Annotated in this window: 18 protein-coding genes; 15 read left to right on the top strand and 3 right to left on the bottom strand. The window is 44.1% G+C overall.

Translation table 11 applies throughout. The features are described 5' to 3' along the window. The coding region (locus tag G464_RS0104340; RefSeq protein WP_026472606.1) for a winged helix-turn-helix domain-containing protein at positions 1 to 246 on the bottom strand (246 nt) is incomplete at its 3' end. A gap of 559 nt (positions 247 to 805) precedes the next feature. Between G464_RS0104340 and G464_RS0104330 the strand changes: the two genes are divergently transcribed. From G464_RS0104330 to G464_RS0104260, 15 genes are all read left to right on the top strand, one after another. Further along, complete coding sequence (locus G464_RS0104330) at positions 806 to 1,960, top strand: substrate-binding domain-containing protein (RefSeq protein ID WP_021617344.1); 1,155 nt, start codon at positions 806 to 808, stop codon at positions 1,958 to 1,960. A gap of 268 nt (positions 1,961 to 2,228) precedes the next feature. Then, a complete protein-coding gene (mmsA, locus tag G464_RS0104325) occupies positions 2,229 to 3,776 on the top strand; it encodes a multiple monosaccharide ABC transporter ATP-binding protein (protein WP_021617343.1) in 1,548 nt (515 codons plus the stop codon). A gap of 1 nt (position 3,777) precedes the next feature. Beyond that, positions 3,778 to 5,007, top strand: a complete 1,230-nt coding sequence (gene mmsB / locus G464_RS0104320; protein WP_022856880.1) for a multiple monosaccharide ABC transporter permease — start codon at positions 3,778 to 3,780, stop codon at positions 5,005 to 5,007. Between the two features lie 439 nt (positions 5,008 to 5,446). Further along, the gene (locus tag G464_RS0104315; protein ID WP_022856879.1) at positions 5,447 to 8,443 is read left to right on the top strand and encodes a glycoside hydrolase family 3 N-terminal domain-containing protein; all 2,997 of its coding nucleotides are present in this window, start codon (positions 5,447 to 5,449) and stop codon (positions 8,441 to 8,443) included. Between the two features lie 246 nt (positions 8,444 to 8,689). Next, complete coding sequence (locus tag G464_RS0104310) at positions 8,690 to 11,122, top strand: glycoside hydrolase family 3 C-terminal domain-containing protein (RefSeq protein ID WP_080651155.1); 2,433 nt, start codon at positions 8,690 to 8,692, stop codon at positions 11,120 to 11,122. Between the two features lies 1 nt (position 11,123). Then, the gene (locus G464_RS0104305; RefSeq protein ID WP_080651154.1) at positions 11,124 to 11,750 is read left to right on the top strand and encodes a GtrA family protein; all 627 of its coding nucleotides are present in this window, start codon (positions 11,124 to 11,126) and stop codon (positions 11,748 to 11,750) included. A 103-nt stretch (positions 11,751 to 11,853) separates the two neighbouring features. Continuing rightward, positions 11,854 to 12,888: a glycosyltransferase family 2 protein gene (locus tag G464_RS0104300; protein WP_022856876.1), complete on the top strand. Its 1,035-nt coding sequence runs from the start codon at positions 11,854 to 11,856 to the stop codon at positions 12,886 to 12,888. Between the two features lie 385 nt (positions 12,889 to 13,273). Further along, complete coding sequence (locus G464_RS08880; protein ID WP_022856875.1) at positions 13,274 to 14,005, top strand: hypothetical protein; 732 nt, start codon at positions 13,274 to 13,276, stop codon at positions 14,003 to 14,005. Positions 14,006 to 14,017: 12 nt separating this feature from the next. Further along, entirely contained in the window at positions 14,018 to 15,382 is a 1,365-nt protein-coding gene (locus G464_RS0104290; protein ID WP_022856874.1) for a hypothetical protein, read from the top strand. A gap of 85 nt (positions 15,383 to 15,467) precedes the next feature. After that, on the top strand, positions 15,468 to 16,433 hold the full coding sequence (mvk, locus tag G464_RS0104285) for a mevalonate kinase (protein WP_022856873.1): 966 nt from the start codon (positions 15,468 to 15,470) through the stop codon (positions 16,431 to 16,433). After that, positions 16,433 to 17,464: a diphosphomevalonate decarboxylase gene (gene mvaD / locus G464_RS0104280; RefSeq protein WP_022856872.1), complete on the top strand. Its 1,032-nt coding sequence runs from the start codon at positions 16,433 to 16,435 to the stop codon at positions 17,462 to 17,464. Before mvk ends, mvaD begins: the two co-directional genes overlap by 1 nt. Further along, the gene (locus G464_RS0104275) at positions 17,457 to 18,470 is read left to right on the top strand and encodes a phosphomevalonate kinase (RefSeq protein WP_022856871.1); all 1,014 of its coding nucleotides are present in this window, start codon (positions 17,457 to 17,459) and stop codon (positions 18,468 to 18,470) included. The genes mvaD and G464_RS0104275 overlap by 8 nt, the downstream gene beginning before the upstream one ends. A gap of 14 nt (positions 18,471 to 18,484) precedes the next feature. Next, the gene (gene fni, locus G464_RS0104270) at positions 18,485 to 19,579 is read left to right on the top strand and encodes a type 2 isopentenyl-diphosphate Delta-isomerase (RefSeq protein WP_022856870.1); all 1,095 of its coding nucleotides are present in this window, start codon (positions 18,485 to 18,487) and stop codon (positions 19,577 to 19,579) included. Positions 19,580 to 19,659: 80 nt separating this feature from the next. Next, entirely contained in the window at positions 19,660 to 20,835 is a 1,176-nt protein-coding gene (locus tag G464_RS0104265) for a pyridoxal phosphate-dependent aminotransferase (protein ID WP_080651150.1), read from the top strand. Further along, a complete protein-coding gene (locus tag G464_RS0104260; RefSeq protein ID WP_022856868.1) occupies positions 20,835 to 22,310 on the top strand; it encodes an amino acid permease in 1,476 nt (491 codons plus the stop codon). The genes G464_RS0104265 and G464_RS0104260 overlap by 1 nt, the downstream gene beginning before the upstream one ends. A gap of 173 nt (positions 22,311 to 22,483) precedes the next feature. Here G464_RS0104260 and G464_RS0104255 read toward each other — a convergent pair whose 3' ends face one another. After that, positions 22,484 to 24,058, bottom strand: a complete 1,575-nt coding sequence (locus tag G464_RS0104255) for an ATP-binding cassette domain-containing protein (RefSeq protein ID WP_022856867.1) — start codon at positions 24,056 to 24,058, stop codon at positions 22,484 to 22,486. Further along, complete coding sequence (locus tag G464_RS0104250) at positions 24,055 to 24,762, bottom strand: hypothetical protein (protein ID WP_022856866.1); 708 nt, start codon at positions 24,760 to 24,762, stop codon at positions 24,055 to 24,057. Before G464_RS0104250 ends, G464_RS0104255 begins: the two co-directional genes overlap by 4 nt. Between the last annotated feature and the right edge of the window lie 104 nt (positions 24,763 to 24,866).

Raw genomic sequence — 24,866 nt, 5'->3', positions numbered from 1 at the left:
AATACCCATTTTGCGGGCAATAGATACTAAGGTTGCTCGACGGCCACTGCGTACAGTATCTGTGGTGGTAAACCGACCTTCGTCAACGAGCTGACGCACTAAAACAGAAACCGTTGCTGTGGATAATCCTGTATTTTCTGCTAGTTCTATCTGCGTCATCGCACCATATTTAGTAATAGCATTGCTTAAAAGAGCTTTATTTGCCTCTCTCAGCGATGATTGAGATCCAGAAATGTGCGATGCCATGTCTTTAAGAGTAATACACAAAACCGCGCAAAATCAACTTATGTCGTATATTTCTTGTTCTTCGATTTTAGTGGGGTTTAGTGGTTGCATATGCGTGGCTTGTAGCTGTTATGCATAATCTGGCTGCACGCTGCGTTAAATTTGAAGGTCTCTTCTCTCACGTATTCTGCTTAACTGATTCATGCACCTGTTATGCCAGTTTTGTTGCGCAAAAATGGCGTCAAAAGAATATGCGCCAAAAACACATTCACACAGGGGCGATGTCTTGACGTATAACAACCAGAGGAATCAACTGGAACCTATTGTGCAACATTTTCCCTTGAACCTCGCTAAGTTCAAAGAACCATATTTCTTTGAGAGAGCAAGAAAGATGTTTTCTGTTTTCATATAATATGTAATAATTTTTCTGTCTTGTATTTAATAAAAAAACACAAAATAGAAAAAATAGGCGTGTTGAATTGATTTCTTAAACTTAATAAATTAGACTCTAATGTGCAGATAGATATCAATGGTGAAATCTATTCATTGATAATATTTCAGTCCTACGAAGGAGAAGGAAATGAAGTCAAGTAAAAAACTCGTAGCTCTTTTTGCTGCAGCAGCTATGATGGTTGGCTTGGGCGCGTGCTCAAACAGCCGTGGAGGATCTGATGGTGCCTCTACTAAGGTAGAAAAGGGCGCAACAATCGGTATTTCTATGCCAACCAAGTCGGAAGAGCGTTGGAATAAGGATGGTAATAACCTCAAGGCTAAGCTGGAAAAGGCTGGTTACAAGGTTATTCTTTCCTTTGCTGACGATAAGCCAGCACAGCAGAATGCTGATATTGAGAACATGGTGAACAACGATGCAAAGATCGTAGTAGTAGCATCTAAGGATGGTACAGCAGTTGGTCCTGCAGTAGAAAAGGCCCATGAAGCAGGCGCTAAGGTTATTGCATATGACCGCCTGATTATGAACACCAAGGCAGTGGACTACTATGCAACTTTCCAGCTTGAGCAAGTAGGTGTGCTGGAAGCACAGTACATTATTAAGCAGCTTAAGCTCGAAGAAGGAGCGACTGGTCCATTTAATATTGAGCTTTTCACTGGTTCGCCAGATGATAACAACGCCAAGTACTTCTTCAAGGGTGCATGGGATCTGCTCCAGCCATACTTTGAAAAGGGAGTGCTTGTATCTCCATCGAACCACGGTGGTGGCGTGAATGCTCAGAGCACTGTGGATAACACATGGCAGAAGATTTCTGTGCAGTCGTGGAAGACAGCTCAGGCTCAGACCGATATGGAATCTATTCTTGATTCCACCTATGCTCAAGGTCAGAAGCTCGATGCAGTTCTTTCTCCATACGATGGCATTACCCAAGGTATTATTAACGCTATTCAGACCAAGCGTCCAGATATGAAGCCAGGCACTGATACATGGCCTGTGATGACTGGTCAGGATGCTATGGAAATTGCAGTAGCTAATATTTCTAAGGGTCTGCAAGGTCAAACCGTATTCAAGGATGTAAACAAGCTCGCAGAGGCTGTGTACAATATGGTTGTGGAAATCGCTGAAGGCAAAGAAGTTTCCGGTCTGAACGGTTCCTTCAACAACGGTGTTATCGATGTAAAGTCTAAGCTGCTCGATCCAGTTTCCATTACAAAGGACAACTTAGATGTTCTGGTTAAGGATGGCTACATTACTCAAGAGCGTTTCGATAAGCTGACTAAGTAGTCTAACTCAAAAGGCTAACTAAAAAAGCTAAGGAAGTAGTCTAAGGAAGCAGGGCAAATCCCTCTCCCAGATTTTCTGAGGCTTAACACCTGAGCTCGCAGAAGAGCGAAGAAAAGTTATAGGGCTGTGTGCTACTGCAAGGATGTAGAGCATAAAACACAGTAGTGATGCTGGTGGCTCCAGTGTTAGTTCCAGCGCTAGTTCTAGTAGCTACTAATTTCAGTGACTGGTTACAGTGGCGCACGGCCCATTTGTTAAAGGAGTGATTATGGCTGAAGCAGAGGTTATTCTGCGAATGCGTGATATCACCAAGACCTTCGGACCAGTGAAGGCCCTTACCGAGGTGAATTTAAGCGTTGATTGCGGAGAAATTCACGCTATTTGTGGTGAGAATGGTGCAGGTAAATCCACGCTGATGAACGTTTTGTCGGGCGTGTATCCATACGGCACCTATAGCGGTGATATTGAGTTTGAAGGCAGGGTTTGCAAGTACAAGAATATTAAGGATTCCGAATCCGACGGTATCGTTATTATTCACCAGGAACTTGCATTAATTCCATTCTTATCTATTGCTGAAAACATTTTTATGGGCAACGAAGCTCAAAGCCACGGTGTTGTGGATTGGGAAAAGACTCGGGCAAAGGCACAGGAGCTTTTGAACCGCGTAGGTTTGCCAGAAGATCCAGACACTAAGATTATGGATATTGGTGTGGGTAAGCAGCAGTTGGTAGAAATTGCTAAGGCCCTTACGAAGGACGTAAAGCTTCTTATTCTCGATGAGCCTACTGCAGCTTTGAATGACGAAGATTCCGCTCACCTGCTTGGACTCATCCGCGACCTGCGCGATAACCATGGCGTAACCAGTATTATTATTTCGCACAAGCTCAACGAAATTGCTGATATTGCAGATAATATTACGATTATTCGAGATGGTTCCACTGTTGGTACTATGTTTATTGACGAAGAACAGCCACTCGATCAGGATGAACTGATTCGTAAGATGGTGGGTCGTCCATTAACAAATCTGTATCCTGTGCATGAATCCAAGCTTGGCGACGAGATTATGCGCGTAGAAAATTGGACCGTTCACTCTCCTCTCGATCCAACTCGCGTTATTGTGGATAATGCTAACTTCCATGTTCGTGCTGGTGAAATTGTTGGTTTTGCAGGTTTGATGGGTGCAGGTCGCACAGAAATGGCTATGAGCCTCTTTGGTCGTTCTTACGGAGCCAATATTTCTGGAGACTTGTATATTCACGGTAAGAAGCAGCATATTAAGAACGTACAGCAAGCAATTAATGCTGGTATGGCATATGCTACAGAAGACCGTAAATCTTATGGTTTGAACTTACTGCAGAACATTCGCGAAAATGCTGCTCTAGCTTCTTTAACGAAGATGAGTAAGAGCGGCGTTATGAACGATAGCGAAGAACGCAAGTCTGTAGAAGAGTACCGCAAGGGTTTTAATATTAAGTGCCACAATATTGATGTAAATGTGGGCACTCTGTCTGGTGGTAATCAGCAGAAAGTAGTGTTGGCTAAGTGGGTTATTTCTGATCCAGACATCCTTATTCTTGACGAGCCAACGCGAGGTATCGATGTTGGTGCTAAATACGAGATTTATGAAATTATTGATCGTATGGCAGATGCAGGAAAGGCTGTGGTAGTTATTTCTTCTGAACTTCCAGAGCTGATTGGTATTTGCGATCGTATTTACACAGTGAACCAAGGTGTTATTACCGCTGATGTATCCAAAGAAGGTTTTACTCAGGAATATCTCATGCGTTGCATGACAAAGGAAAAGGAAGAGATTTAAGATGGCAACTTCAACAGGTACTGTCACTCAGAAGGCAGCAAAGAAGGCAAGCGATAACACGCTGTTATCCACAATTATGGGCAATATTCGCCAGTACGGTATTGTGGGTGCTTTGATTATTATTGTTCTCGCATTCCAAATTCTTACCGGCGGCGTTTTACTTAAGCCTAACAGTTTCGTTTCTTTGTTACAGCAGAACGCATATGTGATTATTTTGGCAATTGGTATGGTGATGGTTATTATTGCCACCCATATTGATTTGTCTGTTGGTTCCTTAGTAGCGTTTATTGGTGGTGTGTGTGCACTGCTGATGGAACATTACGGTGTGAACTGGCTTCTTGCAATTTTGATTAGCATTATTCTTGGCTTAGTTATTGGTGTATGGAACGGTTTCTGGGTAGCATATGTGCACATTCCGGGCTTCATTACCACGCTGGCAGGTATGCTTATTTTCCGCGGTTTGGCAACGGTTATTGTAGGTGAATCTGTGCCTATTACTTCTCGCGACTTCCGCGGTATTGCAAGCAACTATGTTCCAAACTTCCTTGGATTTATTGGCGATATGTCTACCTTGACTTTGGTTGTGGGTGCTGCTGTTTTCGCTCTGTTCGTTGTTCTTCAGTTCCGTAGCCGCGCAAAGATTGCAAAGTCTGGTCTCGAGCCAGAGCCAATGAGCTTGACCTGGATTAAGATTGTTGTTGCAGCTCTCGTTATTGGTTTCGTAACCTACTTGCTCTCCCTCTCCGGTAGTGGCGAGAACGGTGGTATTCCATACATGCTCATTATCGTGGGTGTGCTCGTCGTGGTCTACAACTTCATCTTGACCCGCACAGTCTTTGGTCGTCACGTTTACGCAGTTGGTGGTAACCGTAAGGCTGCTCGCCTCTCTGGTATTGATGATCGCAAGGTTGATTTCTTCCTCTACATCCACATGGGCTTCCTTTCTGCTGTGGCTGCAGTGTGCATGCTCTCCCGTTTGGCATCTGCAACCGCTCAGGCAGGTATGGAATTCGAAATGGATGCTATTGCAGCCTGCTTCATCGGTGGTACTGCTGTAACCGGTGGTATTGGTACCATTCCGGGCGCTGTGGTTGGTGCATTCGTTATGGGTGTTATTAATCAGGGTCTGTCCATTATGGGTGTGGATACCGCAATCGTAAAGACCATTAAAGGTCTCGTGCTCTTGGGCGCTGTGGCAGTAGATTTGATGTCTAAGCGTAAGAAGGGCTAAATAACAACTTCTCCTATATCTCTCCATTAACAAAAGCAAGCTCCGGCAATCTTTATAGGTTGTTGGAGTTTGTGCATTGAGAGGGGAGTGTTAGAGCCTTGCTCTCACGTTTCTCCTTAACTGATTAATACGCCTCTTATGCCAGTTTTGATGCGCAAAAATGGCTTCAAAACTGGCATATCGGTTGCGCGTATCGACTTCACTCATGAATACAAAACAAAATGCCCCAAACCATATCTGCCTATTCACCCGCTGCGGCGTGTCGTGAAACGAAGTGAACCACTTGTGCAATACCGTTCTTCTGGCTGAGACCTCATAAAAATCTTGCCATATAATCGGAATTAAATTCTGTTAAAAAGAACAAAAGCGTTTTTTTATTAGTAGATGTGCCTGCATCAATGGAGTGCGGGGCGAGAAAAAGAATAGGAAAGGGGCAGAGATGCTTGGCGTAAATATGGATGACGTTATTGCGTTACTCAAGTCATTAGAGTCGCAGTTAATCATCATTGGTGTTGCCTTGGTCACAGCAATTGTATTAACAATTGCTGTTAATAAGTTGTGGCTCAAATCTCAGGGCTGGCGAAAGCTGATTCACTCGTGGAGCTGGATTGTAGCTGTTGTGGCCATTATGGTTGCAGTATCTATGATGCTGTTTGGACCACTGAATACTACTTTGAACCTGATGTCTGGTTCTGGTACTTTGAGCGAAGCAAGCAAGGCTAAGGCCGAAAAGCTCGCTACAGAAATTCAGAACGAAGGTGTCACTCTTCTTGAAAACAAGGATTCCAGCTTGCCTTTGAAAGCAAATTCTGCTGTGAACGTGTTTGGTTGGGCATCGTCTAATCCAATTTATGGTGGAACTGGTTCTGGTTCCATGAACGACAAGTACCCAACAACTTCCCTTATTCAGGGTATGCAGGAAGCTGGCTTTAAGACTAACGAACAGCTCACTAAGAAGTACACTGACTATCGTGCAGATCGCCCAATCGTGGGTATGGTAAGCCAGGATTGGACTCTTCCTGAGCCAACTGCTGCTTCTTACACAGAAGCAGAAATCTCTCAGGCTAGGCAGTTCTCCAATAAGGCTGTTCTGGTTATTGGTCGTTCCGGTGGTGAAGGTGCTGATTTGCCATCCGATATGACTACTTTGAGTGTTCACGAGTCAGGATACAAGTCCAAGGTTCAGGCTTTCGGTGGCGAAGAAGCACACGACTATGTGAATAATGGTGATTACCAAGATTTCGAAAAGGGTCAAGGATATCTTTCTCTTTCTAAGACCGAGCAGGACTTGGTAAAGCTCATTACTGATAACTTCGACGATGTAACTGTCGTTTACAACGGTGCTAATGCTATGAACTTGAGCTGGGTAGATAATTATTCTCAGATTAAGTCCGTTCTGTGGTGCCCACCAGCAGGTCAGACTGGTTTTGCTTCCCTCGGTTCTATTCTCTCCGGTAAGGTGAACCCATCAGGTAAGACCTCTGATACTTTCTTGCGTGACTTCTCTAAGGCTCCTTGGTATAACAATATTGGTCACTGGGACTACACCAATATGAAGGAATACTCTACCGATGCAGGTTTCTTCGGTAAGTTCACTCCTGCATTCGTGAACTATGTAGAAGGCATTTATGTGGGCTACAAGTTCTTCGAAACTGCAGATGCTGAAGGTGCTATTAATTACGATGAAGCAGTACAGTATCCATTCGGTTATGGCTTGTCGTACACCACTTTTGAACAGAAGATGGGTGAAGTTACCTATGCAAATGGCAAGGTAAGCTTCGATGTAACCGTAACTAACACGGGTAAGGTTGCAGGTAAGACTGCGGTAGAAGTCTTCTACAATCCTCCATACACTGAAGGTGGCATTGAAAAGTCCACTGCTAACCTTGTTCAGTTCGCTAAGACCAAGATTATTGAGCCTGGTCAGTCTGAAACTGTAAACGTGAGCTTCAACGACTCCGATATGGCTTCTTATGACATGTCTGGTGATGGCGCATACGTGCTCGAAGCTGGTGACTATGAGATTTCTGTGAACGCTGATTCTCACACTAAGCTCGACACTAAGACTGTTAATGTTGCTTCCACCATTAAGTATGATGGTTCCACCACTCATAATGGAGATAAGACTGTTGCTAAGAACCAGTTTGCTGATGCAGACGGCAATGGTTCCGTAACCTACTTGTCTCGTGCAGGTAAGTTCGCTAACCTCGCTGAAGCAACTGCTGCTCCAGCTAACCTTGAGCTTGCACAAGAATACAAGGAAAGCTTCGTAAACTCCTCGAACGTGAAGGAATGGCTCGAGAAGGTGAAGAAGGACGAGGGCAACGTAAAGATGCCAACAACCGGCGCTAAGAACGGTGTTCAGCTTTACCAGCTCTATGGCAAGGATTATGACGATCCAATGTGGGATAAGCTCCTTGACGAGCTGACCTACGATGAGATGGCACAGTTAATTGCTTTTGCAGGCTACAACAATGGTGCTATTCCATCTATCAGTAAGGTTCGCCAGTCCGATGTGGATGGTCCTGCAGCTTTGAACAACAACTTCACCAAGCAGGGTTCCATCGGTTTGCCATCGTCTACTACTGTGGCTTCCACATGGAACAAAGAATTAGCAACCGAATTCGGTAAGGCTATTGCTCAGATGGGTAAGGACTTGAAGGTTACCGGTTGGTATGCACCAGCTATGAACATTCACCGCAGCCCATATGCAGGTCGTAACTTCGAATACTTCTCCGAAGATCCAGTACTCTCAGGCTACATGGCTTCCCTAGAAACCAAGTCCGTTCAAGAAGCTGGCTTGTATGTATTCATGAAGCACTTTGCAATGAATGATCAGGAAGATCACCGTCAGTCTATGTTGCACACATGGAGCACTGAGCAGGCTATTCGCGAAATCTACCTGAAACCATTCGAAATGACTGTGAAGGATGGTAAGGCAACTGCTGTAATGTCCGCATTCAATTACATTGGTAATGAGTGGGCTGGTGCAAACGACTCTTTGCTCAACAAGGTTCTGCGCGATGAGTGGGGCTTCCGTGGCTTCGTTCTGACCGATTACTTCGGTGGCTACGGCTACATGGAAGGCACACTATCCATCTATAACGGTGGTAATGCAATGCTTGCTACTGTTCCAACCACCAACGAAATTACCGATAAGTCAGCTAATACTGTTGCTCATATGCGTGAAGCTACACACGGTATTCTCTACACCGCTGTGAACACCTACGTATACGAGAATGGCGCTCCAAAGACTGAAATCGCTCTGTGGCAGTGGATCTACTACGCTGTAGTAGCAGTAGTAACCCTCTTGCTCCTGTGGGTAGCATGGGTATCCATCCGCCGCTTCATGAAGCGTCTGAAGGCAGAAAAAGCCCAGAAAGCTGCAGCTCTGGATGCATCTAGTTCTGAGGAAGCAGAAGTAGTGGCTGAGTAATCGCATAGATTACGAAGAGCTCGCATAACGAGGCTCGTCATCTCAGAACGGACAGAAGTCCTGAAGAGGTGGCGAGCCTTCGCCTTTACGTACACGCCAAAAACACTCCGAGAGAACAATTCACGCTCTCAAACCTACCTTTCATGCCGAGAGCTATCAGCACACTAGCCTGAAAGAATACAATAAACAGTGTTAAAGCAGACAGAGAGATGTATGCAAGGAAGCTTGCATCGCGAAGGAATTAACATGGTGAAAGCAGAAGATTTAACGCTTATTGAAAAAGCGTCCTTACTTTCTGGTCAATCTGAATGGGAAAGCCGCGAACTGAAACATCGCAATGTACCCGCTTTCGTAATGAGTGACGGTCCTAATGGTGTGCGTCGTCAAACAGGTTCAGGTGATCACTTAGGTTTAGGGGAGTCTAAACCGGCAACGTGCTTCCCTACAGCAGGAACAGTGGCGAACTCGTGGGATCCTCAAGAAGCCCGCGTAATGGGTGAGGCTTTGGGTGCTGAAGCCCGAGATCTGGGAGTGCAAGTGCTGCTCGGTCCAGGAATTAATATGAAGCGCAACCCATTATGCGGACGAAACTTCGAATATTATTCAGAAGATCCGCAGCTGGCAGGTCGTTTAGCTGCTGGTTTGATTGAAGGTATTCAGTCTCAGGGAGTAGGAGCGTGTCCGAAGCATTTTGCTGTAAATTCGCAGGAACTGCGTCGCCAGGCATCGAACTCTATTGTGGATGAACGCACATTGCGCGAATACTATTTAACAGCTTTTGAAATTGCCGTAAAAGAAGCCAAGCCATGGACTATTATGTCGTCATACAATATGGTTAATGGCGTGTATGCGCATGAAAATGAGCATCTGATTACCGAAATTCTTAAAGGCGAGTGGGGATTTGACGGTCTGGTTATTTCTGACTGGGGCGGCTCAAACGACATCGTTGAATCAGCTCGTGTGGGCGCTGGTTTAGAGATGCCTGCTGCAGGTTTGGCATCTGCTCGTCAAGTTGTGCAGGGAGTAAAAGACGGTCGCGTAACTGAGGCAGAACTTAATGCCTCTGCTCAAGATGTGCTGAACACAGTCGAGCGCACACGCAATACTCATCCAACTGGCGACGGTTTCCTCACTGAAGACGATAAAATCCGTAATCATGAAATTGCTCGCCGTATTGCGCGCAAAACCGCGGTTTTATTGCGTAACGAAAAGAACGCGCTGCCTCTTAAGAAGAACGCAAAACTGGTGGTTGTGGGCGATATGGCTGCAACCGCAAGGTATCAAGGTTCCGGGTCATCTAAAGTTAACGCTTATCGCGTGGATAATCTGCTCGACAGTTTGAAAGCGCGCGAAGATCTGCAGGTTGTGGGTTATGCTCAAGGTTACGACCGTCAGGGCGCTGAACGTGCAGACCTCGTAAAAGAAGCCGTAAACACGGTAAATACTACTAATCCAGATGTTGTTGTGGCATGCATTGGTTTAGATGAGCGTTCTGAATCTGAAGGTTTGGATCGTTCCCATATGCGCATTCCTCAGGCACAGCTTGATATGCTGGCAGAGCTTGTGGATACTGGTAAGCAGATTGTGGTTGTTTTAGTTGCTGGCTCGGCTGTAGAAGTTGATTTTGCTGACGATGTAGATGCAATTTTGTATGTGGGATTGTCGGGTCAAGCAGGCGCTTTGGCTACTGTAGATGTTCTGACTGGAGATGTGAATCCATCTGGTCATTTGGCAGAAACATGGCCTGTGCGCTACGAAGATGTGCCAAATTCTGGCAACTTCCCGGTAGAAGAGCGTGACTCAGTATATCGCGAAGGTTCGTTTGTAGGTTACCGTTACTACAGCACGCGCAATATTCCTGTGCGTTATCCATTTGGATATGGCTTGAGCTATTCCACTTTTGAATATTCCGCGCTTAGTGTGGACGATGAGGGCGTTACTTTTACCGTAACGAATACCTCTGATGTGCCGGGTGCTGATGTAGCTCAGCTGTATGTTCATGCTGCACATTCGGGTGTGTTGCGTGCTGCGCGTGAGTTGAAAGGTTTCCAGCGTGTGGAACTTGATGCTCACGAATCTAAGCAGGTACGTATTGCTTTTGATGACTATACTTTCCGTCACTTTGATGTGGATTCACAGTCTTGGCAGGTAGAAGCTGGAGCATGGGAGCTATTCGTAGGCAATAATGTGAATAATACGCCACTGCAAGCTACTCATGTTGTTCAGGGAACTATGGAGCCTCAGCCACGTAATGAAGCTTTGGGTCATTACTGGGATGGCGATGTGAAGAATGTAACCGATGCAGAGTTTGAAGCTTTGTATGGTGGCAAGCTAGATTTGTATGATCCTCAGGGCGTTTTTGGTGCTAATGATGCTCTGTCTTCATGGAGTTCGTCTCGTTCCGCTGTAGCTCGTTTCGTGGTGAATCACCTGACTAAGCAGAGTGATAAAGCAATGGAACGCACAGGTTCGCCTGATTTGAATTCACTATTTGTTCTCAATATGCCTCCGCGTGCGATGGCAAAGATGACAGCAGGCGCTGTATCTCCAGAAATGGTTGATGGCATTGTAGATATTGCGAATAAGCATTTCTGGCGAGGAACAAGTCATATTATCGCTGAGTATTTCCGTAATACCAGCGCCAATAAGAAGACATTAAAGGAGATTACTCATGACTAATATGAATGAAACAACTCAGTCGAGCGTGGGCGAGAAGGTAGATGCGAAGTTAGGTGAAAGCGCAGCGGGCTTGGTAGCAGAGAAGGCTAGCTCAAAGTCTAACGAAAAGCCATCTAAATCTGCTAAGAAAAATGGCATCGCCCAGTGGATAGACACTCACCCAGCTTTGTGGGAGTTCATCCTGTTTAACGTGCTCTCGAATATTTCTACGGTTAGCCGTTTCCTTATGCTGTGGTGCCTCACCCCACTGTTTGTAACAGCGATGGGCTTAACTGAACCGTTCCACTTCCTGTTCTACAACTACGATGCAAAAGCTGGCGGTTTGGGTATGTTCTTGGCCACGATTATTGCCGAAATTGTGGCGCAGACCGTTAACTTCTTTGTACAGATGAAGTGGGTCTTTAAGTCAGACTCCAACTTTAAGGATGCAGCGTGGAAGTACGTTATTCTCGCCATCATTATTATTATCGTCTCCGGCTTTGCACCAAGCTACATTACTGCATGGAGCGAAAGCATGGGTTGGGGTGGTTTGGCAAGCACCTTGTCAGCAGTATTTAATACTTTGCTGGCTGTGGTGGTTTCTTACCCTCTGCTCAAGTTCTGGATTATGCCAAAGAGCAAGAAATAAGCGGTTTAAAGCACTGCATCTTTAGACTTTTAAGCCCTCTTTGATAAACTAAAATCTGTCTGGCTTCGTGCCAGACAGATTTTGTATGAGAGTAGAAAACTATATGGCTGACAAAACTATTTCTTTTGTGGTTCCGTCCTACAATGTAGAAGATTATTTAGCGCGTTGCGTGAACTCTCTTCTCGATACTTCGGATACCTCCGATGTGGAAATCATCATTGTTGATGACGGTTCGCGCGATGGCACGGCAATACTCGCAGATACCTTTGCTGAGCGTTACCCAGACGTGGTGCGCGTTATTCACCAGACCAATGCAGGTCATGGTGGAGCTTGTAATGCAGGTATTGCAGCGGCAACGGGTCAATATATAAAAATTGTTGATGCAGACGATTGGATTGATAGCGCTGCTTACGTTACGTATATTACTTTCCTTCGCTCCCAAGCCATGGCTTCTCAACCTGTTGATTTAGTAGTTAGTAACTATAGTTACGAGAACATAGCTAAGCGCCATACGCGCACTATTCGCTACAAAAATATTTTTGAAGCAAATACTCGTTTAACCTGGGACGATATGAATCCATGTCGTATTCAGCAGTATTTGTTGATGCATACGCTGACTTTTAGAACAGAAGTTGTGCGTGCCAGCGGTATGGTGCTACCGGAGCATACTTTCTATGTTGACTTTATTTACGCTTTCCAACCATTGCCATGGGTGAAAACTTTAACGTATTTGAATATTGATTTGTACCGTTATTTTATTGGCCGTGAAGGACAGAGCGTGCAGAAAGATATTATGATTCAGCGCGTAGACCAGCTGATAAAAGTTAATAAAATTATGGTTGAGGCGATGCCAGCTCGCGGTGAAGTATCTGATGGATTGTACCGCTACATGCTGCATTATTTGAGCTCGCAGTTTATGGTGACAAGCGTTTTCCTTACTCTTGCAAAAGATCCGAAACGCTGGGAGCAGAAAGATCAGATTTGGGCGAATTTACGTGAGCATAGTGAAGAGCTATACAACGATTTGCGTGCGCAAGAAATTTCTGCACGATTTATGACTATTCCTGGCGCATGGGGTCGTGAATTAGTGCGCGCCGGTTATGCCATCACAAATTTTGCGGTCGGTTTTAATAGCTAACAGCGTGAATAAGTCGTAAGCTCATGCATAACATTACCGAGAGTAACAAGGTCGTGAAGAGAGGTAAGGGAAAGGCATTGTCTCAATCGCCCCTGCACTCCGTGTTTTGTTTAATTGTTTTGGCTGAAAGTACGTTCTTCTCCTGTTAAGTCATGGGCTAGCTGTACATGCATTTTAATAGTCTTAAACCTTTCGGATTAACGATCCCTTGTATTAGCTTCTAAATCTCCATCATAGTTCCGTGATTACTTAAATCATGAGAAACGGGGTACCTATTTTTTTGCGAGTTGAGAAGAGTTATACTAATAGTGTAATCAAAGCTGATTACGCTTAACGTTTTGACAAGGGAGTTGAAATGAAACATATATATAGGCGTATCGTGAGGATGGTTACGTTATTATTAGTTGCAGCATTCGTCGTATTTCTGATGCCATGCACAGCGTATGCAAGTGCAAGTATTCCTGATGAATATAATTCCGTAGTTTCTGACTTACAGAAATCATACGGATATGTATATTCATATAGCGAGTTAGATTCACAAATTACTCAAGTTGCTCAACAGACTGGCAAAACAAAGCTTTCTGTAGCTCAGGAGACACTTGCTGAATCACGTAAATATGAGACGGGTTACGATACAGGACCGATGACTCGCGCTTCGAATAATAACAAGCATAATCCGTTGGAAGATGCTGATAATCGTGGTGATGTATTTGTTTCCGAGGGGAATAATACTGTCGGTTGGAACCATGGGCATACTGGAATTTTCGTGAGTAAAACGGATATAGTTGAAGCTGTTGGCCCAGGAGAAGTCGCACGGCAGGTCAATCGGCAGTACTCTCGCGCTTCTGGGCGTGCATTCTTGCAATCCGTAAAAACATCACAGGCGAATCGCGATAAGGCTGCTACGCGTGCGCGTACCTATATTGGTCGTGGTTATAATGCATGGATTGTCGGTACAAATCGAAATGATTGGGGTGGCCTAAATTGTAGTCAGCTCGTTTGGGCTGCGTACATGTATGGTACAAGCATTGATTTAGCACCAAACGATAATTTCGTATATCCATATAGTATTCGTGACTCTCGTCTTACACATACATATAAGACTATTAATGTCTAGCAAGGAAATGATATGAGTCTGCAGCGTTGTATGAAAACGTTGCTCGTTGCTACCCTCGTGTGTTCTCTGGTTGGTGGATGCTCATCTATCATCAGAGCCATACGAGGGAGTAATCGTGGCGATGGATATAGTTATGAATTCAATATTGATGGTTCTCGCTATAACGGTTCACAGGTAGATTTATCAAGGGTTGTTGCAGCAGTACCCCTTTACGAGCTGGCGGATACAACGACATATCCGAAAGACCGTTCTCAAATCGCTTTTATTTATAAAGACGGTACGTACGAAATCCAAGATAACTCGTATATGTTTCTGAAACAGATTGCGTGGACAGCAGAAGGAATTTTCTATTCTGATAGGAAATATGATTATTTTATCGATGCACACTCCCATAGGATAAAAGCTACAAAACATGACAAAACAGAATTCGAATACACGACATATGCACTTGATGATTCTCATGCTTTGACCATGTATAACAAGGGAATAGGTACGAAGAATAATAGTGTGCTGAGTGTTTCATCTTCTGATGGTGGATATAATGAGTTTACGTATACACTTCGTAATGAAAATATTCTTGGGGAAAACGTGGCTGTTTGCGAAAACGGTAATTCGTATGATGTAGCTGCAGATAGTGAACGTTTAGATAGACCTACAAATGTTATGTATCAATTGTCAGAAAAGAATAAGCCTGTTTATAAAAAAGTACATGTCATTAAAACAGTGAATGCACAAGATTTTAGCAATGCACAAGATGTTTTAGAATATACAGACAATAAGCCAGTAATAGAAGTAAAGGGTTCTGGAAAACCATTGACTGCATGCAAAAATAATTGGATGTATTCAATGGTTATAATTGGGAAAGCTTTAGCAAGTTATCATTCGAACGAAAAAGGTTTTATTTTAGGTATTCTTAAGTGGAATGTTATAAGTGGTGAGTATGCAATTACTGTGCTGAGGGATGAAGAGGGTAAACTTCTCTACGATCCATATGGCAGCCAATGGAACGGAACTATGTATACGAGTGGATCACTAAACGAAAATTCGTTTATTATTGCGAGCTTTGATAGTGGAGCAATCTTTGACGTAGATTTAACTACTGGTAAAACGACTGAAATTGTCCCGCCGCTGGTTCCTGAAGATAAATTGCCTGTAGGAAATGTTTTTTTGGATTGCGATGCCGAACGCATATACCAAATCTGGCTTCCTATAAACGCGGGTTTAGGAGAACATTCACATATTAATGTGTACTCGCGAAAGACATATAAACTCATCTCGAGTTTGAAAATTGATGATAAATTTACTAATCATATACAAACAGATACTGTTCAGCCGGGAGTGCCAGCTCTTAATCCTCGATTACTAGAGAAGAGATAAGGAGTGATGTTTTACTCGTGATTTTTATGTATAGAGACCTTAAGGAGAGCTGGAAAAACGACAAAGAATTCTTAGAGTAGAGAACATGGTCAAGAATGGGGAGTATCGCGGTGTCTCGCATGGCAAAGTTATACTCATTGGCGAACATTCTGTTGTGTACAATCAACCTGCAATAGTTCTTCCTTTAGAAGAAGCGCGCATGAGTGTTCGCTTAAATCCGCGCCTAGATAACAGTATTTTTATTGATTGCGAGTATTTCTGCGGATTATTGCGTCACGCTCCAGATATGCTTAGCAATATCCGCGTGCTTGTAGACCGTCTTATCTACGATTTTTCCTTGAAAAATAAAGGTTTTGACTTGATTGTGCGTTCTGGTATTCCTCATGAACGCGGTATGGGTTCTTCTGCTGCTGTGGCGGTGGCAACTGTGCGAGCTGTGGCTAAATTTGCTGGACGTGCTTTAAGTTTTAAGGAAGAATTTGAGTACTCCCAGATTGCCGAAAATATTGCCCATTCCACCGCATCAGGTTTAGATAGTGCGGCAGTTGCCTCTCATAGTGCAGTATGGTTCCAGCGCAGTGTGGAAATCTCCACTTTTGCTTTCCATACAGATGCTGTGCTTGTTGTAGCAGATACGGGAATAACGGGCAGTACGCGCGAAGCTGTAAGTGATGTGCGCTCCTTACTCAAGTCATACGATCCGAATGTTTCACGTGAAACATGGTCGCATATTCATCGTTTAGGTCAGCTCTCGTATGAATCTGCGGATGCTTTACGTGCTGATTCTATTCATGATTTGGGAGAGAATATGAATGAAGCACAGCGGGTTCTGTCGAGTTTAAGTGTTTCTCATCCTGCTCTCGATCGCTGCATTCATGCTGCTCACGTTGCAGGCGCTGTGGGGGCAAAGCTGACTGGAGGTGGTCGTGGCGGTTGCATGATTGCTCTGGCTCAATCAGCCTCCTATGCACAGCGTATTCGCAAGGCTCTGGCACAAGCGGGTGCTATACATACGTGGCTTGTTCCTCTTGAATCGAAAGGCATTCAATAATGTTACATACGCTCAGCGTTGCAGCTCGTGCGCATACTAATATTGCACTGATTAAATACTGGGGTAAGCGTGACGACGTCTTGTATTTACCAACAAGCACCAGCTTGTCACTTACTTTAGATTCGCTGTATACCGATACGCGCTTAACTTTTGATAATAAGGCGAAGAAAGACTCTCTGCATTTAGCAGGAGAGAAGCAAGACGATGCCTCTACAGCGAAAGTATCTCGCGTTTTGAATCTTTTCCGCGAACGCTACGGATGCGCAGATGCTCCTGCTGTGCGCGTTGATAGCCATAATCATGTGCCAACTGCTGCGGGTTTAGCAAGCTCCTCCAGCGGTTTTGCTGCTCTCGCTTTTGCTGCTCGAGCGCTTTTTGAACGCGCGTATCCACATGAGCCTCATATGAGCGATACGGAATTATCTACTTTCGCTCGTCGGGGTTCAGGGTCGGCTACGCGCAGTATTTTTGGCGGTTTTGTGGAGTGGTCGTATGGCACAGGAAGTCAAGATTCTGTGGCTGTTCCTCTTGATAATGCTGACTGGGATGTGGCAATGGTTGTGGCTGCTATTTCTACGCAGCATAAAAAAATTTCTAGCACTTATGGCATGAAACATACGGCAGCTACGTCAGCATTTTATTCGTTGTGGAGGCAAGCATCGCAGCAGGATTTGGAGGCGGTGCGTGCAGGAATTGTCTCCCGTAATATTGATGCTATTGGCGCTGCTATGGAAGCTAATTGCATGAAATTCCACGCCACCATGTTTGCTGCTAACCCACCTTTCACATATATGACTTCAAAGAGTTTACAAGTGATTGAATTCGTGCAAGCATTGCGCGATGAAGGATTAAGCGCATACTTTACAATGGATGCTGGTCCTAACGTAAAAATTTTGTGCCGCCGCAGTGACCAAGATCAATTGCATGAGCGCTTATCTGCAGCTTTTCCTGAGATTACTCTTTTTGATGCTGTACCTGGCGACGCACCTGAATTGCTTGATGCTGCTCAGTGGAGTGAACTCTATGGCTAAAGGGAAACTCTATATATGCGGTGAGTATGCAGTAGTTGACGGAGGTGCTGCTGTTATTGCTGCTGTGAATCGTCATTTGCGTGCTATTGTAAGCGAAAGTGATGATGCGTTCATGGTCTGTGATGTTACTCAACGCCCGTCAATACGTACTGATGATAGTGATCGCTATGTTAAGGCATCTTTTTGGATTGCGTCACGCTATTTAGCCGAAGAAGGCGTTACTCTTACTGCACATACTGCTCTTCGCATTGAATCTGAATTAGTTGAAACTGATGGGCGCAAATATGGTTTAGGATCTTCTGGTGCCGTCACAGTGGCAGTACTCGAAGCCTTACTCAATGCATATGCATTATCAGCAGAACACATTTACAAACTTGCTGTTCTAGCTCTGCAACTGGTGCACGATAATGGATCTGCAGGTGATATTGCGTGCTCTGCCTTCGGTCAGCTTATATACTATGTGCGCCCAGATCAGGATTTTGTGCGCGAACTAGGTAACACCATAGATACGCTGAATCTTCATGAGATAGTTAACAGCGTATGGTCTCAGCTTGTTCTGGATAGATTACAATGGCCAATGGGGATTCAATCTTTTATTGCATGGACAGGTTCACCAGCTAGTTCAGCTGAACTTGTTCAATCTGTGCGGGCGTATAAAACAAACAATAGTGCGGCATACAGTAGTTTCGTGCGTGAATCCACCCATATTTCCGAGGCAATTCGTGAATCCTGCCGTACCAATAATGCTCATGATTTTGTTGCAGCATATGCTCAATCCAGCGCACTTCTTACTGAATTCTCAAGAAAAACTGGAGATTTTATGAATACTCCAGAATTAAAAAAGTGTGTGCACATTGCACAAGAGCATGGGTGCGCAGCAAAGTTCTCTGGAGCTGGCGGCGGTGACTGTGCTATTGCCTTAACGTATGATGATGTTGATGGTCATGCCTTACGTACAGCATGGAATAAAGCAGGTATTATGCCAATGGATTGGCATTTGGGCTAAAGAAAGTAAGTGATATGACGACAGTAGATCCCCATATTTCTTCACGAAAAGATGATCACGTGCGTTTAGCCAACCAGTTTTACGGCAGCGCTCCAGCCGATGCTCATGCAGAAATCGATGGTATGCAGTTTGTGCATAATGCTTTACCTGAAACCAGCGTAGCCGATGTTGATCTTTCTAGCTCTTTCGCAGGACTTCATCTCAAGCGACCATATTTTATTAACGCTATGACAGGTGGAACTGAGTGTGCCAATGATATTAATCGTCGTCTGGCTCGGGTGGCTCAAGCAACCGGATCTCCATTGGCTTTAGGCTCAATGAGTATTGCTGTGAAAAATCCTTCTACCCGTCAAGCATATGCTCAGTTGCGTGAAGATTTTCCAGATGTGCAGTTTATTGCCAATCTTGGAGCTGAACATACACGAGAGTCAGCGCAAATGGTAGTTGATCTCATTGGTGCTAGTGCTTTGCAAATCCATCTCAATGCAGCCCAAGAAATTGTTATGCCAGAAGGAGAGAAGGATTTTCGAGGGTGGCAGCACACAATTGAAACGTGCGTGCATGAGCTGAAAGTTCCCGTTATTGTGAAAGAAGTGGGTTTTGGTATTAGTCATGAAACTGCTCAAAACCTTATAAAGATGGGCGTTAGCACAATTGATGTGGCTGGAAGTGGCGGCACGAATTTTATTCAGATTGAAAATGCGCGCAATAGTGAGCATCACTACGATTATTTGGAAAACTGGGGCATGAGCACTATTCGTTCGCTTATGGAAACAGTTTATGCTCGCACAAACGCTCATATGAGCAGTGATGCGCTGCGTATTATTGCCTCTGGTGGTGTGCGTCATCCGCTCGATATTATGAAGTATGTGGCTTTAGGTGCTGATGCAGTGGGTCTATCTGCAGCCTTCTTGCACTCTATTACGAGCAGTGAGGATGCCGATGAAGCTGTGGAATCCACTATTGCTCTTATGCATCAATGGGATGAACAATGTGCACAAATTATGGCTATGCTGGCAGTCACGCGTGTAGAACAGTTGCAGACCACAGCGCTCTACACCTTGCCACTTAGCTTGCGTGATTATCTTTCTCAGCGTTTCTCCATGTAAGACACATGAAATAAATTGCCGCTAACATCGTCTTTGATGAGTAAAGTGTGTGAGTGCACATGGGCGAGCTTTGAGGAGATATGATGACAGATAACGCAGTACGTTCTGCCGTGCGCGATTTACGCGGCTCATTAATTCGTTCTTTTGATGCCGATATTTCTAACATTGATGGCATTATTAAATTGACTTTAGGGGAGCCGGATTTTCCTACTCCTGCTCGCGTAGTGCAGGCAGGTATTGATTCCATTCAGGCAGGGCGCACACATTACGCACCAAATGCTGGAACAATGGGATTCCGCCAGGCAGTGGTTGACTATTTAAAGCGCCGACGTGGCTTGGATTATAGTGTTGACAATATTGTGGCAACTGTAGGTGGATCTGAAGCGCTATCGTCTAGCTTGGGAGCACTTCTCAGCTCAGAAACACAATCTATTATTCCTATTCCGGCTTTTGGAGCCTATAAAACTCAGACTTTGCTTGCTGGTGGAAGTCTTGATCTTATAGACACTACCGACACCGGCTTTAAGCTCACACCGCAGCAGCTCGAGAAGGCTATTGAACGTGCCAAGACTGCAGGTAAGCGTCCTGTTTTGATTATTAATTATCCTAATAACCCAACTGGTGTAGCGCTCGCAACGGACGAGCTGAAGGCGCTGGCTGACGTGGTCACGCACCATAATATTCTGGTTGTTTCTGACGAAGTATATAGCGAAATTTATTACGGTGAGGGCCGCGCAGACTCTATTGCTCGCTATGCTCCAGATAATACAGTACTCATTGATTCTGTATCCAAATCCTTTGCTATGACTGGTTGGCGCGTGGGATATATCGCAGCACCAGAGCAGTATGCACAGGAGTTTGTGAAAGTTCATCAATCTAATGTGGCAACAGGCGCAACCTTTACCATGGATGCAGCTCAAGAGGGCTACGAGCATGGCGATGAAGATATTGAAGCTATGGTGAATGAATATTCACGACGTCGCAATTTTATGTATAAGGTTTTAACGGATATGGGCTTTACTGTGGCATATCCTGATGGCACTTTCTATCTGTTTATTCGCATACCGGACTGGTTTGAGGGATCTAGTCTGGATTTCTGCACAAAGCTTGCCTACGAAGCAAAGGTAGCGTTAATCCCAGGAGCTGCATTCGGTAATCCGCAGTCTCGTTGGGTGCGCGCTAGCTATGCAGCAAGTATGGAGAACCTTCAAGAGTGTGCACAGCGCTTGAAGATGTGGTTAAAGGAGCAAAACTAGTGAGTCAGTCAAGCACAACAAGCACAGAAAAATCAAACACAACAGTCGATAAGGGCGATGCTGGTTACGATAAAGGCCTCAAAGCTCGCCACATTCAAATGATTGCTATTGGCGGATCTATTGGAACAGGTTTATTCCTTGGTGCTGGCGGTCGCCTGGCTCAAGGTGGCGCAGGACTGGTCTTTGCCTACGCAGTCTGCGGTATTTTCGCTTTCCTTATGGTACGCGCTTTAGGTGAGCTGGCTATTCGCCGACCATCATCAGGAGCTTTCGTCTCCTATTCGCGCGAATTCTTGGGCGAAAAGGGTGCGTACATTACCGGTTGGATGTTCTTCCTCGATTGGGCGACCACGGTGATGGCAGATATTACAGCTGTTGCTCTCTATTTGCACTATTGGAAGCTATTTAAGCCAGTTCCGCAATGGCTGCTTGCTTTAATCGCGCTCGCTGTTGTTTTCGCTCTGAACATGATGAGCGTCAAAATGTTTGGTGAAGCGGAGTTCTGGTTTGCTGCTATTAAGGTGGCCACCATTATTGGTTTTATGCTTATTGCCATTGGAGCTATTATTTTCCACGCGCATACCGGCACTGCGCCTGATGGCACAGCTTACACCGCGGGCGTGCATAATATTACGCAGTTTGGCGGCTTCATGCCTCACGGTGTTCCTATTATGCTCTCCCTGACCTTGGGAGTCGTGTATGCCTTCGGTGGAACAGAAATGGTGGGCGTTGCTGCTGGAGAAACCCAGGACGCACAGAAGGTTCTTCCTAAAGCCATCAACTCCATGATTGTGCGCATCTTCGTCTTCTATATTGGCTCGGTTCTGCTCATGGCTTTGGTTTTGCCATACATGGCGTATTCTTCTGACGAATCGCCATTCGTTACCTTCTTCTCGGGTATTAACGTGCCATATGCAGGCGATATTATTCAGGTAGTTGTTTTAACAGCCGCGCTTTCCTCCCTAAACGCGGGACTATACGCTACTGGACGTACCTTGCGCTCTATGGCTATTGCTGGCTCTGGCCCTCGCTTTGCAGAAAAACTGAATAAGCATAAAGTTCCGTTCGGCGGTATTATTATTACTTCCGCTCTTGGTTTAGTAGGTGTAGTGCTGAACGCTGTACTGGCTGAGGATGCCTTTAACGTGATTATGGATTTGGCTGGTATTGGTATTGCTGGAACATGGTCCATGATTTTGATTACGCATATTGCTTTCTTGCGTAAAGTAAAGAAGGGTGAAGAGCAGCGTCCTGAATATAGAATGCCATGGGCGCCGTTCACTGACTACATTTCTCTAGCTTTTTATGCTGTGGTAGTGCTTTCTAATCTATGGAGTGATTCTGGGCGTAAAACTCTAGCTCTGTTTGCTGTGGTGATTGTGGCATTGATTGCTGGATGGTTCTATGCGCGTGGACGTATTCAGGCGAATTTGATGGACGAGATGCTTGACACGGAGATTGATGAGAATCAGTAGTTTTTCTGTGCAATATATGTGATGCTCTTGGCAAAATCTACAAATCTACCAAGAGCATCATATATTATGCGTGTTTGGGTTTTATCGGGACGTAAGCGTTGTTATCTCACTGTGCTAGCAACTTCACGTCTGTAGCCACGTTCGACAGTGCCACAAATCATGCTCACAACGCATTATTCATGTGTAACACGTGTAAAATCAATGACGTCATCGTACCTATCTAAGTCGTGTGGTTCATAGTGGTGAATCACTTCTATAAAAGTAAGATTCGACTTGAGTAGATAGTCATGAATAGCCTTCGAGGTTTGATGGTCAAGCGAAGCATTAATTTCGTCAAGCAGAAGAATAGGGCGTTTCGATAAGATTGCCCGAGCGAGTTCAATACGTGCTAATTGTCCACCTGACAGTTGATTAGCGTTATCTCCCAAAGAATAGTTTAGACCTTGCTTGCACACAATATCGTCCAGATTAAGATGCTTGCACACATCGCGAATTACTGTGTCCTGAATATCCGCACCTAAAGTCAAATTAAACTGCAGGGAGTCAGAAAAAATAATAGGCGATTGACTTGCATAAGCAAAATCATTGTAGAAAGATCCTGGCTCAACCACTAAGCCATCTTTAATAATCGAACGAGCAGAACCAAAATTACCGTTTATCAGAAACTGTAATAACGTTGATTTACCGCATCCGGAAGCACCGATAATGGCAATTTTCTTACCCGGTGTAATCGTTATATCTATTCCATCGCTTAACTGCTTTCCATCGCGGTTCAAAGATATATTCTGTAAAATCAGTGACTTTTGGAAAGTCGTATATGTATCGATAGTGTCTGTATCAGCTGCAGTAAAAGTATCGAGTTTCTCGATGATTGCTTTCGTTGTAGACAGATTATTTCTTTCGCTCAGAATCTGCAGAATAGGGTTAACAAAAGAGTTAGATAATTGCATAATGGCAAATAGTGAGCCTAAAGAAGCATAATGATGCGTTATTAACAGCACACCTAGAACGAACGGAACAAGGAATGTACCAATCTCTGCTATGAGTGAGACGGTTGTTTGTGCATGGGCATTGAGCAAATTCATGCGCATTAATGAATTTTCAAGCTTGCGAATAATTGGCGTATTGCGGTGCGTAGCACTGTCTTCTTGACCGTAAAGCCTAATGGTGGCTGCACCTGCTAAGAAGTTTTTAGTAGTCGTAACATAACTGCTATTGGCAGTACTCCACTGCTCAGCTGCTTCTTGAATAGGTTTCTGGAAGAAGTTTGACGCAACAAGAGGAATACACGAACCGAAGAAAAAGATGAGCGTAAGTGTCCAGTTAATATACAGAGCGTAAGCCAGGGATAAGGACAGAGTAATACCTGCTGACATAATATTGAGCTCTGCATTAAAACGGTTGGTTTCAAGCAACTTAAAGTCATTCGTCAGAAAAGCTAGATCTTCAGATTTATCTGCCTCAGCGTGAGTGAACATGCCCCGTAAAATAGTGGTGCGCAACAGTTGATTCACATAACGAACGGAGTCATTTTTTAAGTAGTTATAGCCAAGCTGAGACACTAAAACAATAAGTAGGAAAAGAACAACTTCAGTTGTAAAAATAGGTAATTTCTCTGAATGACCGTTGAGGGCTATTGCAGTTAAACCTGAAATCATAAAAGCAATCACAATATTTTCTGCGCTCGATATGAAAGCTAAAAGTGTCAGAGCAATATATTTTTTCTTTGGGTAATAATGGGCAATCATCGCAGCTCCTTCAAGGCTTTGTCTATTTGAGAAATATAGGAAAGCTGATTTTCAATGGTTCGCAGTTTTGTAATGTCATATGGATTAGTGTTCAGATTCTCAAACGAAGAAATTCTGTTGAGTAATTCATCACGATTCATGTTTAATTTATCACTAGCCTGTGAGATAAAGTCACTAATAGTGTTCAGATATTTCGCTTTGTGGAAATGAGTTTGTATGAATAAGTTAATATATACTTCTATATATGTTCGTAATAAGCTTTCACCAATGTGTCTGCCTATCTTATTCTTTTTCATAAGTAACTCTAGCGTGAATCTATTAGTATTTTTTATGCTGAAATATAGGTGGTCATGTTCATTTTTGCTAATTTCTGAACATAAACTGTGGAAATATTTTTGAATAAAAGTTGTTTCTTTCTGAATTGATAAGTCACCGATATAAATTCGGTTATAAGAGTTTTTTAAATGTTCAGTGTATGTACGGTGTTTATTGTAAACCGAGGGAGTGGTGTAAATAGAGAGTCGTTCATCTATCTTGGAGATGTTGAATTGCTTGCTTGAAAAAGTATGTTGGGAATATTCAAAAAGTAATTTATGAAGCTCATCGATTGAGATACTATTGTAAGGTTCACTTGTACGATACTGGTTTTTGATATGACTGAAGTATGTCAGTGCTTCCCAGTTATCTTCTTCACTATAAAACATTTGTTCAATAGGGTCTGAGTCGCTAGTGTCTTCTTCATCTCCATCATTTATAAGATCGTCTTGGCGGATAATTTGTGAATCTTTCCTGTATCTTTGTATGTATT

It is taken from the genome of Alloscardovia omnicolens DSM 21503 (assembly GCF_000420505.1).
GTDB classification, from domain to species: Bacteria; Actinomycetota; Actinomycetes; order Actinomycetales; family Bifidobacteriaceae; genus Alloscardovia; species Alloscardovia omnicolens.
The sequence above is the reverse complement of the archived record's forward strand: the minus strand, read 5'-3'. Positions and strand labels throughout refer to the sequence as shown.